This window comes from Actinomadura physcomitrii, assembly GCF_008923205.2.
Lineage (GTDB): Bacteria > Actinomycetota > Actinomycetes > Streptosporangiales > Streptosporangiaceae > Spirillospora > Spirillospora physcomitrii.
In genome coordinates this window covers 48,216-60,935 of sequence record NZ_WBMS02000032.1, presented here as the reverse complement: position 1 = coordinate 60,935, position 12,720 = coordinate 48,216, and the positions used below count along the sequence as shown (strand labels likewise).

Sequence of the window (12,720 nt, the reverse complement as noted above, 5' to 3'; positions counted from 1 at the left end):
TTCCGCAAGTTCGAGGGGGCCCGTCGGCCGGTGACGGTGCGAATCCGGGGCCTTGCGCGCCCGTCTGGCCGCTGTGGCCGCCCATGCGGGTCGTCGCACACCGGAAATGCCGATGACCTGCTCATTCTCATCGGATACCCGAACCCGGCGCATCCCATGACGCAGTCTCCGCCCGGTCGCTCGCGGGCCGGTGCGTGGCCGGTCGCGCGTTCCTGGAGCGGCTCGGATATGGCGATATTTCATATCAATTTGATAGGGAATGCGAGCGCCGGGTTCCGGCTTCGCGCCCCCAAATCGGCGCGGCGGTATCACCGTTTTGGTGTCGGTGAACTCCGGATGAACGAATTTCTCTGCCCGCGGTCGCCGTGAATGATCTTTTTGATCTCAGTCGAGGGGCGTCGTGAATGCGATGTCGATCGCTCTTGACATTGCCGATTTGCCTGTGCATGATCGGCCTCGGGAAGCAGGATAGGGGAGGAGAATCCTGTGGATGTCGCCGTGGTCGAACCGCGTGAACTCATCCGCAGCGGCCTGGCCGCGCTACTCGAACGGCTCGGCGAGGTCCATGATCTCGAATGCCACGGTGATCTGGAAGGACTGTTCGCCGCGCCGAAAGTGCACTGCGGCGGGTGGCGACCCGACGTCTGCATCGTCGGCTCCGGCTCGGGCGCCGACGTCGACCGGCGGCTGCGGAGCGGGTTCCCCGACTCCCGCCTCCTGTACGTGGTCGCCGGTACCGAACTGGACGACCTGGAGCAGGCCGCGAGGGCGAACGCCGACGGCTACATCATGCTGCACGACGTCACCGCCACGAGGCTCGTCGGCACGCTCCAGGCCGTCCTGGCCGGCGAGCTCCCGATGCCGCTGGAGGTCGGCAACCATCTGCTCGAACGCGTCAGGACGTCCAAAGCGCCGCCGCAGCGCGTCCAGCCCTACTTCAGCCCGCGTGAACAGGACGTCATCGCCCTGCTCCTCGAGGGGTTCAGCAACCGGCAGATCGCCGGCCGGCTGGGGATCTCCCTGCACAGCGCGAAACGGCACGTCTCGGCTGTCCTGCACAAGGTGAACTCGCCCAGCCGTGCGCACTTCGTCGCCCAGATGCTCCGCGACGGCTGACCGGACCGGGCTCAGCCGCCGGTCCCCTTGGCGCCGATGACGCAGACCACAGGCGGATGGAGCGGGAGCGTGTGGGACCGGACGCCGGTGAGCCCGGCCCGCTCGAACATCTCCATCCGCTCCCGGGCGGCGAGAGCCGGGTCGCGCGCGGCGTCCGCGCCGCGCGGTTGCGTGGCGATGGCGAGGCGGCCGCCCGGTACGAGCCGCCGCTGCAGTTGCGCCAGCCGCTCGGCCGGTAACGCCCAGAACTCCAAGGAGTTGACGGCGTAGACGGCGTCGAAGGGACCTTCGAACCCGGCGGGCAGCGCCTCCACCGGTGCCTGAACCAGCGTGATCCGGCCGGCCCGGACGGCGGCGGCATTGCGCCGGGAGGCGTGTCGGAGCATCACCTCGGAGCGGTCGATGCCATAGACGTGCCCGGTGGCCCCCACCCGCCGCACCGTCTCGGCGAGGGCCACGCCCGGACCGAAGCCGACCTCGAGGATCCGCTGTCCCGGCTGGACCTCCAGCAGGGAGACGACCCACTGGTTGCGTTGGACGTTGGAACCGCGGTGCGCCATGATCCAGCCCGCGATGTGCCCGGCCGCCCCCCGCGGCCGGGCGAACTGGCGCACGATGGCCGGCTTCACGCTCCCCTTCGGACTCACCAGGCCTCATCTCCTCTGAAGGCGTCTCTCCCGGACTTATCGCACCAGGTTCGCCCGCGCCGCCCCGGGCGGACAGACCTCCGGAGTGCGGACGATCGACCGCCCGGAAGTGCGCCGACCATGGCACCTCAGAACGCCCCGGTGATGCCGATCGGCTCCAGCAGGGTGCGCGAGGGCGGCTCTCTGCGTCCCCGTCGCGCTCGTCCTCGCTGTCTCCGGCCGGGCCGCTCGTGCTGCAGCCCGGCCTGAAGTTCGTCGACTTCGGGGGCCACTCGACGATCGTCAGCGGCGATGACCCGTCCATCACTGTCGGACTGAACGGCACGGCCCCCGCGGGAGGGATGGTCGTCGACCTGGAAAGCGACAACCCGGCTCTCCAGGTCCCAGCGAGCATGACCATCCCGCAGGGCGCCCTCGGAATGGACGTTCCCCGGCCGAAGAGCTCGCGCATCCCGACCGACGCGGACGTCACCGTGACGGCGAACATCGAGGGCGTGGGAAGCCGGAGCCAGACCGTCCGCGTCCGCCCCGGCATCATCGGACTCGACATCCGGCCCTGGTCGGTCACCGGCGGGGAACAGTTCGAGGGCACGGTCCGCCTGGGGACGACGACGAGCGAACCTGTCACGGTCCGGCTTGACAGCGATGACCCGGCGGTCCAACCCCCCGCCGAGGTGACCATTCCGGCCGGGCAGTCCTCGGTGACCTTCCAAGGCACCACGTCGCCGGTGACCGACCTTGCGTTCGCGACCGTGACGGCCGCCATCCCGGGTGGGTCGCGCTGGCAGACCGACCTCCTCGTGGAACCCGCGTCCTGACGGCGAAGCGCTGATGGGACGGCACCGAAGGGATCGCTCGTTCGGCCGGACGAGCGATCCCCTCGGGCAGGCGCAGGACGCAGCGCATCAGTCGGAGGGACTCGCGGGCGCTCTCGAAGCCGTCGCGGCGGCCGGCGGCCGTGTCCGTGACGGGACCCAGCTCGATCTTGAGCGAAGCTCGGCCGTCCGGCCGGTGAACGGGACGATCTCGTAGTCGCCGCGGAGCAGGGAACTGGGCGGATACTCCTCCGGCAGCCGCTCCTCCGGCGCGAACACCACCGGGCGGCCGGGCCGGTCCCCGATGGCGATGTTGACCTGGTAATTCCGGTCGCCGACCTGAATACCGCGCCCGCCCGTGACGCTCACACGAGGCCTATCCGACGGTGACTCGGCCATTCCTGACTCGCTCGGCTCGCCCGGCTGGCAGTGCGGTCGATTTTAGCCGCACGGACGCGATCCGGCGATGGGCGGTGAGACGCCGGCCACCGGCAGCGTCACCGAAAGCCGGTCCGTGGGCGACCGGCGCCGGAGCTTGAGGACGACCGGGCGGCGCAGCAGTCGGTGACCGCGGCTGCGCGGCGCGCACGGTTATCGCAAGGCCACTACACCGGCGCTCGTTCGGACATGGACCACGCCATCTGCGCCTGAGCGAAGTAGACGTCCTGCTCGGTGTCGTAGAACTCCTCTTCTTCGTCCTCCTCCTCCAGCGTGTGAAGCAGCAGGAGGTCACCGGTCACCGTCGGGCAACCCATGTGATCCAGCTTCCGCACAATGCAACCGGACTGTCGGCGCCCTTCGCCCTCCGGCCCGCCCTCGGGGAGCCCGCGTCCCCCCGAGGGGTCACCGCCGGCCGGCGAGGTTCGTGTCGAAGAAGGCGGTGAGCGTTTCGACGGCCTGGTCGACGTACTGCGGTACGTCGTAGAGGTCGTAGTGGCCGGCGCCGTCCACCACCCGCAGGGCCTTGTCGGAGGTGGCCCGGCGGAAGAGCTCGTATCCGTCGCGATAGGACCCGAAGCCGCCGACCCGGTCGCCCACGACGACCTGCAAGGGCTGGGTGAGGAGCTCTTCGACGAGGTGGAAGGCGTCGAAGGCGATCACCGACGCGACGCTGACGAACCGCAGCCGGTTGGTCGAGTTCGGGTGCCGGCCTCTGGGAGTGCGGTAGTAGTCCACCGCTTCGAGCACGTCCGCGTCGGTGATCCCGGCCGCGCGCGCCTCTTCCGGGGTGTCTGGAATCCACGGACGGAGATCTGCCCGTCCGGTGCGGGCCTCGATGGTTCGTTGGCGGCCGGCCTCCTCCAGCAGCTCCACCGCGTTTCCGCCCTCGCGCCGGGCTCGGCCGATGTTGATCGGGGACACGGCGCCCACGGCGGAGATGCGGTGTTCCGTCATGGCGGCGTTGACGGCGTAGCCGCCGCCGGCGCAGATGCCGAGCACGCCGATGCGGTCCTCGTCGATGAAGTCGAGTGTCACGAGGTGGTCGACCGCGCATCGGATGTCCTCGACGCGCGATGCCGGTTCCTCCGCGTAGCGGGGCTCGCCACCGCTTTCGCCCTGGTAGGAGGCGTCGAAGGCGAGGGCCGCGTAGCCGCGCTCGGCCATCTTGGCCGCGTACAGGCCGGCGGTCTGCTCCTTGACACCGCTTCCGGGATGGACGCAGATGATCGCGGCGTAGGTCTCGGCCGGGTCGAACCCGGCGGGGAGGCGGAGGTCGCCGGCGAGTTCGAGGTTCCGGTTCTTGAATGTGACGGATGGCATGCCTCGAGTCTGGAGGCCGACCATGAGACTCTGAATGTTTGCGAGTGCCGGTTTCTTGTCCGAGAATCCGGTCATGGTCCGCGACCCTGTCTCCGAGGTGCTCGACGTCGTGGAGGCGCGCTGCGTCATCACCGGGGGCCTGCGGGCGGGCGGGGAATGGTCGCTCGGCTCGCGACCCGACGCGCTGGTCAAGATCGACGCGGTGGTGAGCGGCTCCTGCTGGCTGATAGCCGACGATCAAGCGCCCGTGCGCCTCGGACCAGGCGATGCCGCAGTGCTCTGCGGCGTCGACGCCACCGTCCTGTGCAGTGACCCGGGTCTTGCCCGCGTCGCCGTCCGGGAGCCGCCTCAGAAGCTGGGGCTCTTCTCCCAGGTCGGCGCCGGTGAGCCGGACGTCGTCGTCATCGGCGGACACGTCGACCTCGATCCCATGTCGGCGGACCTGTTCACAACGGCCCTTCCGCCCGTGCTCCACGCCGCCGCCGACGACGCGGAGGCGGGAGAGATGCGGCGTCTGCTGGAGCGGATCGTCCAGGAGAGCGAGAGCGACCGTGCCGGCGCGGGCTTCGCCGCCGACCAGTACGCACAGCTACTGCTGTTGGAGGCACTCCGCGCGGGCATGCGGCAAGAAGCGGTGGTGCCCCCCGGCTGGCTGCGCCTTCTGACGGACCCCCGGCTCCGTCCGGCGGTCCGCCTCATGCACGCCGACCCCGGCCGGGGGTGGAGCCTTCCCGAACTGGCGTCCGCGGCGAGCATGTCCCGCAGCCACTTCGCCCGCCGGTTCCAGCAGGTGTCGGGGCAGCCGCCTCTGACCTACCTGTCCCACTGGCGCATCAGGCTCGCCCAGCGCGCTCTGCGAACGTCCGATACGACGATCGCCGCGCTGGCCGAGCGGCTCGGGTACGCGTCCGAGAGCACCTTCAGCCACGCCTTCACCCGTATCGCGGGCATGTCACCAGCGCGCTACCGGCAGAACCACCGCCGGGCAGCCGCCGCACACCCCTGACAGCGCACCCCAGTCAGGGGCAGAGGTTCCGGTATTCGATTCCGGACGGCGCGTACTCGGCCCATTCCTGGCGGGTCAGCGTGCGCCCGGCCGCTTTGCAGACGGCGCCGACGAGGTCCTTGTCCTGGGGCATCGCCACATCCCACAGCCGCGCGGTCTCGTCGGCGCTTCCCGTGGCCAGAGAGCGGCCGTCGGGACTGAACGCCACCGACAGCACGGTGTCGGCGTTGCCGGTGATGATGCCGTGTTCCGGTTCGGCCAGGAGGTCGAGGAGGCGGGCACGGTTCTCCGGTGTTCTCTGGATACTGCGTGACGCGACGGCGAGGAGCGCCGCGACGGTCGGGTCCGCGGCCTGTTCGCTTCGGGTGACGAGCTGGCCGGACACGACGGTGTCGCGCTGCCGGGTGGCGGTGTCGCGTTGCCGGGCGGCGGTGCGCTGCGCCTGCAGGCTCAGCCCGTCGATGTACTCGCTGACGATGTAGGGCAGCGGCGGCTTCAACCGCACCTGGACGATCCGCGCCGTGCAGAACGAGGCGACCCGCTGCGCGGCCCGCGCCTCAGCCGCCATCTGCTCCAGCTCATGCGGCGAACCCGCCGCCCCGTGCAGGACCTTCACCGCGACCCGCGCCCCGTCGGGAGCGTAGGCCTCGTACACCACGCCCTGCCCGCCGGCGCCCAGCCGTCCCGCCAGCCAGAACTCCCCGATCCGCTCGGGATCCCCGGGCTCCAACCGATCCACCAAACCCGACGGCTCCTTCCCGGCTCGAGGCGGCACCGGCGGCGGCGAACCGCCACGATCGATCACTGTGATGCCCCGCGAACCGGTGGAGTTCGCCACAGACCCACCCAAAGACGCCGACCGCAGGGGCGCGGCCGTCGTCGGTCACCGGGCGGGCAAGCCCCCTACACGGTGCTCGGTGTGTCGGGAGACGAGTAGTAGGCCTTGACGCTTCCGCAGTCCTGGGCCAGGTGCCGGACCGTTCCGGTCACCGGCACCCGGGCCTCGTCGTAGGGGGCGATGGAGACCAGGTCGCCGATGGGGAGGCTGCGCACCATCTGCTGCGGGGCTCCCGGGGGCGGGTCCTCCCAGATGATGCACACCAGCCGTACGGCGACCCTGAAGCCGTTGGTGTTGTGCAGCAGCACGGTGTCGAAGTCCTGGCCGGGCTCGGTGGACGTGCCGTCTCGCGACGGGCGCGCCTCCAGTTCCCTGGCGGCCCTCGCCGGCTGCTTCGAGCGCTCCCGGTGCCGTACGGTCACCCGGACGCCCGCGACGTTCCGGGACCCGGGCCCGTCGAAGGCGAGCACGTCGCCGCCGGTCGAGCGGGGCGGCAGGACGACCAGGCCGCGGTCACTTCCGTACGCGGTCCGGACGGTGATGCCATGGAGCACATGCCCCGCCCGGTCGAGCGGATCCAGCTGCAGCGTCGGCGCCACGGCGGTGAAGCCGTAGTTGGTCATCGTGAGGAGCTGGTCCATGTAACCCGGGGCGGAGATCCGCTTGTACTCGAAGGCGAGCTGCGGCTCCGAGTCCGACGACAGGCTGTCGATGATGACGGTGCTCACCAGCAGCACACCGAGGCCCGCACTCGCCAGCCTGGCCCACACGCGCGCGATCTTTCGGGCCCGTTGCCGCTCCGGTGAGACGGAACGGGCCGCGAACCCCCGGACCCCCGAAGGCGGCTCGTACGCGCGCCGCAGCCGGTCGGCCGCCTCGATGACCTCGGCCGCGGGACGCGCGAGGCGCCCGGCGGGCAACGCGATCGGTGCCCCGAATCGCCGCAGGTTCCCGCGGAGCGCCAGGCGGGCCGGGCGCGCCACGTCCTCCAGCGCTTGGCCTGAGTCGGCGACGCGGACGACCAGCCGCGCGCCGCCCCCATGGGCGATGCACTCCACCGCCGTCACGTTGGCCCACGAAAGCCGCAGCTCGTACTTGTGCCAGATGATCTCGCGCGCCGTGAGCGTCAGACCGCGCCGGGCGCGCAGGGCTATCAGGACCGCGTTCACCTCCTGCAGCGCGATGGCAGGGATCCACAGGGCCAACGGCCCCAGGGCGTCCCAATCGAGAAACCACCTGAGCGCGATGGCGACCGGCCAGACCACCGGCCAGAACCACACGGTGTGACTTCGATACGCGATCTGTTGCTCATCCAGCGGTGCCGTCACCGAACATCCCGTCGCTCGTCCCGCTGGGCCACCCAGCGACGAAGATCATAGACCGGGTCATGCCTGGTGACAGGCGATATGGCGGGCCGAGGCCGGTATCGGCCTGAACGCGCCGCACCACGGGAGGTCACCCCGCGGAACAGCCACCCGACCGCCGCCGTCCTGCCTCTCGCGCCATGGCCGCTCAACCGGCCCGACGCTCGCCCAGATCACTCGAGACGCCGCCGTCCGCTGCGGGCCAGTCGGCGGGGAACGCCTCGCGGAGACGGTCCTTGACCTTCTGCCGGATCTCTGCCGACCCGTGCTCGACGATCGGCTCGATGCAGTACCGGCGGACGGCCCAGTGGCGACGGGGTTCCCGGCACATCAGGACGGCCAGGACGCGGACGGGCCAGATGAGGCGGAACACGTCGCCGACGGCCACGCCACCGGTGACGAGCCTCGGCAGTTGCTCGAACACCAGGCTCACGGCTCGTTCGATCACGACCCGTTCCTTCAGCAGCTTGGCCCAGCCGTCAAGGTGCTGATCGTCGTCCCGGGTCAGCGCTGCGACGACCGCGCTCTTGGCCTCATCGCAGATCCTTTTGGACTCGGACAGCGCATGAGCGGTCTGGGCCAGCAGTTCGCACCAGAAGTGCACCTTCGCGGCCTGTTTCTGGAAAGCGTTGATCTTCGCTTCGTCGTATTCATCGCGCAGTCGCGGGATCACGTGCTTTTCGATGAACTCGCGCTCCTCCTCGGGAGTGGGCTTTCGCCGTGGCTTATCTGGATCTCTGTCACGGGAGATGCGGAACGGCTCGCCGAGCCGCTTGGTGTCGTCGCGAAGACTTTGGTCGCACCGTAGCCACTTGATGACGTCCGCGATGAACGATTTGATCGCCGCGTGCTGCCCCTCGGCCGTCTCCCCGCCGGGCTTGCGCTGCCCAGGGCGAGCCCGCGTGGCCTGTTCCCAGGCTTTGTCGGCGGCCCGCCTGAACCTGTCCAAACCGGTAGGTGACGAGGCGGCGGCGATGGAGAGGGCGCCCTGCCAGCCGTGCTCGGCTCCTCCGCACGCGCAGGCGCACGGCGGCTTCTCCGCCTGCTCGCAGTTCGTGCTGTGACCGGTTCGCTCTACCGACGTCATGCGGGCCTCCAAGGTGATCGGACTGGGGAACGCATCGTCCGTTGGGACCGGCCGGCCACGAATATGCTCGCCGGCTATTCAAGCCTTACCATTGAGTATGCCGCTATCGATGACCAGGGCGTTCGCTCGAATTTGGAGGCCGTCCGGTTGAGGCCGGGGCCGGTCGCCTTTCTGGTCGGAGACTTTTCCTCGCGCTGGAAGCCCGATTCACGGGTCGGTGTCAGAGATGAGCGCCTGAGAGCCGGTACGGCCATGCTCGGCGGAGGCTGGGGCGCTCTCGCGCGCACCGTCCGCCGAGCGTGCGAACGGATTATTCGGTAATGCTCGGATCGAGAGCTGGCTTTTCCTCGGCCGCCGTCCCAGTTCAGGAGGCGACCTGGGCGCGGGCGGCTTCGGAGAGGAGGGGGTTGGTCATCGCGACGACCTTCGGGCGGAAGCTGCCCTTGGCGCAGACGAGGCCGGTGGCCTTCTCGTGCGGGGCGAGGCTCGTGGTGTCGATCTGCCCCTCGTACTCGCCGAGGGCCGAGCTGCTGTCGTGCTTGGTGTTCTTGGTGTCGGTGATCGAGAAGTAGAGGGGGTTGACCTCGAGCTGCTTCTTGGTCTGGTTGGTGACGGTGACCTTGACGCAGGACAGCGCGCCGCCGTCGCTGAGGACGCTCTTGCTCGCGTGCGCCCGCTTGGCGGTGAGCTTGATAGGGAAGGTCTTGGTCTTGGACGAGCCGCCGCTCTTGCCGGCCGACTTGCCGGGGTCGGCGGACTGGACGGCGACGGGGTCCTGCTCGAAGTCGCAGCCGGCGGTGAGGGCGGCGACGGCGCAGAGGCCGATGATGATCTTGCGCATGGGTGCTCCTTGGTGTTCGGACGCGCGACGCGTCAGCGGTTGGGGGTTGCAAGGGAGGGGCGCCGCCGCCCGCCGGTGCTGGGCTGGTCGGGCGGACGGCGGCGCGTTCGGGGGGGTGATCAGCTCCCGGCGACGGCGAGGAGCTGGTAGAACTCCTCGTCGTCGATGGCCGTGATGTCGTTGCCGGCGTCGCGGAGCTGCGCGGCCTTGGCGAGCTTGCCGGTCTTCTCCGCGTCAGGCGCGAGGCGTCGGGGGTCGATGGTGCCGACCACCAGCAGGTCGACGGCCTTGGTGACGGCGGGGACGGTCCGGGCCCCGGGGGCGTTCATCCGCTCGGCGGCCTCCGCCCTCGTCATGCCGGGCAGCGTCCCGGTGAAGCAGACCGTGAGCCCGAAGAACGGGTTGTCCGGGTCGGCGTCGGGATCGGTGTCCGGGAACGGTTCGCGCCGCGCGGCTCCCCGGTGCCTGCACCCCTGGCGGACACCGCCGCGGTAGGAGCCCATCCGGATCCGGTGGACGGCGAGGAGGTCGCCGAGGGCGGCGGTGCCCTGCCGTTTCAGCGCGGCGAGCATCACGTGGGCGGCGGCCCGCGCGTCGTCGCCGGCGTCGTGGTGGTGTGGCAGGTCGATGCCGAGGGCGTCGGCGAGCACGGGGAGCTTGTAGGAGAGCAGGCCGGTCCAGATCCGTCTGGCGACGACGAGCGTGCAGGCGAACCGGAGGTCGGGGACGGGGAGGCCGGACGCCTCGCACGCGGCGGCGAGGACCCCGATGTCGAAGGCCGCGTTGTGCGCGACGAACGGGGCGCCGCCGGCCGTCCGGACGATCCGCTCCAGCGTCTCCGGCCAGCCGGGCGCGCCTCTGACGTGGTGCGCCGTGATGCCGTGGATGCCGACGTTGAAGGCGTCGAAGTGGTCGTATCCGGCCGGGGGCCTGATGAGCGATGACCACTCCTCGACGATCCGTCCGTCCTGCACCTTGACCAGTCCGACCGAGCACGGGCTGCCCCGCAGGGAGTTCGCCGTCTCGAAGTCGATCGCCACCCAGCTCGTCATCCGTCGCTCCTGCCACGAGTCGTTGAAAGCATCATCATGAGAACATGACGTGAAAGCACTGTCAAATGCTTTCAGTGAGTTGGATGGTGTACAGTAGCGATGCTCCCGAAAGCTGATGAGGACGTGCCGATGGCATCGCAGAGCGAGCAGCTGACCGCCGCCGAGATCTCTCGGCTCGCCGGCGTGACGCGGGCGACCGTGAGCAACTGGCGCCGGCGCCACCCCGACTTTCCGCAGCCCAGCGGGGGAACGGAGGCCAGTCCCAGCTACGACCGGCGCGAGGTCGAGGCGTGGCTCGACGAGCGGGGGCGCCTTCCCGCGCGCTCGTCCAGGGACGACCTGCGCGCCCACCTGCACGGCCGCGCGCCGCACGAGATCGAGGCCGTCGCGCGGTTCGCGGCGCACCTGGCCGGGTTCGACGGCAAGAAGCGCGCCGAGATCGTCGAGCTGGATGACGACCGGCTGACCGCACTGCACGCGACGCCGGCCGAGACCGATGTCCCCGCGGCGCTCCTGCGATCGGTGGCGCGCGTGGTCGACCAGGAAGGTCCGCTCGCCGTCTTCGACGTCCTCGGCGAGCACACCGAAGCACCGGTCGGCGTACGCGGGACGCACCCGACGCCGGACGCGGTCGCGGACCTGCTGGCGGCGCTGGCCACCACCGGGGGGCCGCGCGCCGGCAGCGTCCTCGATCCGGCCTGCGGAGGCGGACGCCTCCTCGCCGCCGCCGCGACGGCCCTCGGACCCGGCGCGGCGGTGCACGGGCAGGAGTACCGTCCCGTCGTCGCGGCGCAGGCCGAGGCCCGGCTGGCGGAAGAGGTGCCCGGGGCGGCCGTCCGCGTCCGGACCGGCGACAGCCTCCGCGACGACGCCTTCCCCGACCTGCGCGTGGACGCCGTCGTCTGCAACCCGCCGTACGGCGACCGCGAGTGGGGGCACGACGAGCTGGCGCTCGACACCCGCTGGGCCTACGGCGTGCCGCCGCGGTCGGAGCCGGAGCTCGCCTGGGTCCAGCACGCCCTGGCGCACCTGACCGAGGGCGGCCACGCCGTGCTGCTGCTTCCGCCGGCGACCGCGTCACGCTCGTCCGGCCGCCGCATCCGGGCCGAGCTGCTCCGGCGAGGCGCGCTGTGCGGGGTCATCGCGCTACCGGCCGGCCTCGCCGTACCGCACCACATCGGGCTTCACCTGTGGATACTCCGCCGCCCCGAAGCAGCCCGCCCCGGCCGCGACCTCGTCCTGCTGATGGACGCCTCCGACGGCGAAGGCAAGGCATCGGACACCGGCAAGCTCCACGAGACGATCCTCGACACCTGGCAGGCGTTCACCGAGCCCGCCGAGTTCGCCGAGGTCCCGGGCACCGCGCGCGCCCTTCCGGCGATCGACCTCCTGGACGATCTCGTCGACCTGTCGCCCGCCCGGCACGTCCGCACGGCACCGGTGATCACACCGGATGCGGCCCTCCGCGACGTCGCTCGGCTCATCGACCGCCTCAAAGCGGACATCGCCGCGCTGACCGAAGCGAGCGACATCGGGCTGCCGGCATCGGCCGGGGAGGCGAGCCGCACGTGGCGCGGCGCCACGGTCGCCGACCTGGCCCGCGGCGGCGCGCTCGCCGTCCACCGGGGAGTCCGGGCCGCCTCGCCGGGCACGCTGCCCGCCGATCTCGCGGACCGCCCCGTCCTCCGGGCGCGCGACCTGCTCGGCGGGACGCGCGCCGACGGCGACGCGGGCGAGATCCACCTGGCCGATCCGGTCGTCGTCGAGGCGGGGGACGTCCTGCTCACACAGATCGTCGGCCCGCAGGGCGTCGCGACCCGCGTCGCGGGCGAGGACGACGCCGGATGCCTGCTCGGCCACGGCGTGTTCCTGCTCCGGCCCGACCCCGCGCGCCTCGATCCCTGGTTCCTCGCCGGGTTCGTCAGCGCGCCCGACAACGTCAGCCAGGCGACGACCGGCAGCTCCACGCACCAGCTCGTCGCGTCCCGGCTGCGCGTCCCGCTGCTCCCGCTCGGCGAGCAGACCGCTTACGGCCACGCGTTCCGCAGGCTCCACGAACTGCGAACCGCCGCACGGAACGCCGCGACCTCCGCCGACGAGACAGCAAACCTCCTGGCCGCGACCCTCAGCACCGGCGCGCTCCTTCCCCCGGGAACCGAGTTGCCCTGAGCCCCCGCGCACGCCGCCGCGCAT

The 12,720-nt window shown here is 71.0% G+C and carries 13 protein-coding genes; 4 read left to right on the top strand and 9 right to left on the bottom strand.

Features of this window, described 5'->3' with window-relative positions:
• Positions 1–486 precede the first annotated feature (486 nt).
• The gene (locus tag F8568_RS50710) at positions 487–1,116 is read left to right on the top strand and encodes a LuxR C-terminal-related transcriptional regulator (RefSeq protein ID WP_151597462.1); all 630 of its coding nucleotides are present in this window, start codon (positions 487–489) and stop codon (positions 1,114–1,116) included.
• A gap of 11 nt (positions 1,117–1,127) precedes the next feature.
• Here the strand turns inward: F8568_RS50710 and F8568_RS32205 are convergent, their stop codons facing one another.
• Positions 1,128–1,763 (bottom strand): class I SAM-dependent methyltransferase, encoded by a 636-nt coding sequence (locus F8568_RS32205; RefSeq protein WP_151597461.1) that lies wholly within the window; start codon positions 1,761–1,763, stop codon positions 1,128–1,130.
• Positions 1,764–1,993: 230 nt separating this feature from the next.
• On the opposite strand from F8568_RS32205, the gene F8568_RS32200 reads away from it, so the two are divergent.
• Positions 1,994–2,581, top strand: a complete 588-nt coding sequence (locus F8568_RS32200; RefSeq protein ID WP_151597460.1) for a hypothetical protein — start codon at positions 1,994–1,996, stop codon at positions 2,579–2,581.
• An 87-nt stretch (positions 2,582–2,668) separates the two neighbouring features.
• Here F8568_RS32200 and F8568_RS32195 read toward each other — a convergent pair whose 3' ends face one another.
• From F8568_RS32195 to F8568_RS32190, 3 genes are all read right to left on the bottom strand, one after another.
• Positions 2,669–2,947 carry a hypothetical protein gene (locus F8568_RS32195; protein ID WP_151597459.1) on the bottom strand — a complete coding sequence of 93 codons (279 nt, stop codon included), beginning with the start codon at positions 2,945–2,947 and terminating at the stop codon, positions 2,669–2,671.
• A 236-nt stretch (positions 2,948–3,183) separates the two neighbouring features.
• Positions 3,184–3,318, bottom strand: coding sequence for a hypothetical protein (locus F8568_RS49905; protein ID WP_268896437.1), 135 nt, complete (start codon positions 3,316–3,318; stop codon positions 3,184–3,186).
• A 103-nt stretch (positions 3,319–3,421) separates the two neighbouring features.
• On the bottom strand, positions 3,422–4,339 hold the full coding sequence (locus F8568_RS32190) for an alpha/beta hydrolase (protein WP_151597458.1): 918 nt from the start codon (positions 4,337–4,339) through the stop codon (positions 3,422–3,424).
• A gap of 73 nt (positions 4,340–4,412) precedes the next feature.
• Between F8568_RS32190 and F8568_RS32185 the strand changes: the two genes are divergently transcribed.
• Positions 4,413–5,345: an AraC family transcriptional regulator gene (locus F8568_RS32185; RefSeq protein ID WP_160573838.1), complete on the top strand. Its 933-nt coding sequence runs from the start codon at positions 4,413–4,415 to the stop codon at positions 5,343–5,345.
• 13 nt (positions 5,346–5,358) lie between these two features.
• Here F8568_RS32185 and F8568_RS32180 read toward each other — a convergent pair whose 3' ends face one another.
• From F8568_RS32180 to F8568_RS32160, 5 genes are all read right to left on the bottom strand, one after another.
• Positions 5,359–6,084, bottom strand: a complete 726-nt coding sequence (locus F8568_RS32180; RefSeq protein ID WP_328601121.1) for a protein kinase family protein — start codon at positions 6,082–6,084, stop codon at positions 5,359–5,361.
• A gap of 164 nt (positions 6,085–6,248) precedes the next feature.
• Positions 6,249–7,511: a hypothetical protein gene (locus F8568_RS32175; protein ID WP_151597455.1), complete on the bottom strand. Its 1,263-nt coding sequence runs from the start codon at positions 7,509–7,511 to the stop codon at positions 6,249–6,251.
• 184 nt (positions 7,512–7,695) lie between these two features.
• A complete protein-coding gene (locus F8568_RS32170) occupies positions 7,696–8,646 on the bottom strand; it encodes a hypothetical protein (protein WP_151597454.1) in 951 nt (316 codons plus the stop codon).
• Between the two features lie 352 nt (positions 8,647–8,998).
• Positions 8,999–9,475, bottom strand: a complete 477-nt coding sequence (locus F8568_RS32165; RefSeq protein ID WP_151597453.1) for a DUF4352 domain-containing protein — start codon at positions 9,473–9,475, stop codon at positions 8,999–9,001.
• 119 nt (positions 9,476–9,594) lie between these two features.
• The gene (locus F8568_RS32160; protein WP_151597452.1) at positions 9,595–10,527 is read right to left on the bottom strand and encodes an exonuclease domain-containing protein; all 933 of its coding nucleotides are present in this window, start codon (positions 10,525–10,527) and stop codon (positions 9,595–9,597) included.
• 129 nt (positions 10,528–10,656) lie between these two features.
• On the opposite strand from F8568_RS32160, the gene F8568_RS32155 reads away from it, so the two are divergent.
• Positions 10,657–12,696, top strand: a complete 2,040-nt coding sequence (locus F8568_RS32155) for an N-6 DNA methylase (RefSeq protein ID WP_202125608.1) — start codon at positions 10,657–10,659, stop codon at positions 12,694–12,696.
• Positions 12,697–12,720: the final 24 nt, after the last annotated feature.

Bases quoted from the DNA above. Each gene is read 5' to 3' on its own strand.
- F8568_RS32185 (WP_160573838.1), top strand. From the start codon at position 4,413: ATGGTCCGCGACCCTGTCTCCGAGGTGCTCGACGTCGTGGAGGCGCGC.
- F8568_RS32165 (WP_151597453.1), bottom strand. From the start codon at position 9,475: ATGCGCAAGATCATCATCGGCCTCTGCGCCGTCGCCGCCCTCACCGCC.
- F8568_RS32155 (WP_202125608.1), top strand. From the start codon at position 10,657: ATGGCATCGCAGAGCGAGCAGCTGACCGCCGCCGAGATCTCTCGGCTC.
- F8568_RS32190 (WP_151597458.1), bottom strand. From the start codon at position 4,339: ATGCCATCCGTCACATTCAAGAACCGGAACCTCGAACTCGCCGGCGAC.
- F8568_RS32160 (WP_151597452.1), bottom strand. From the start codon at position 10,527: ATGACGAGCTGGGTGGCGATCGACTTCGAGACGGCGAACTCCCTGCGG.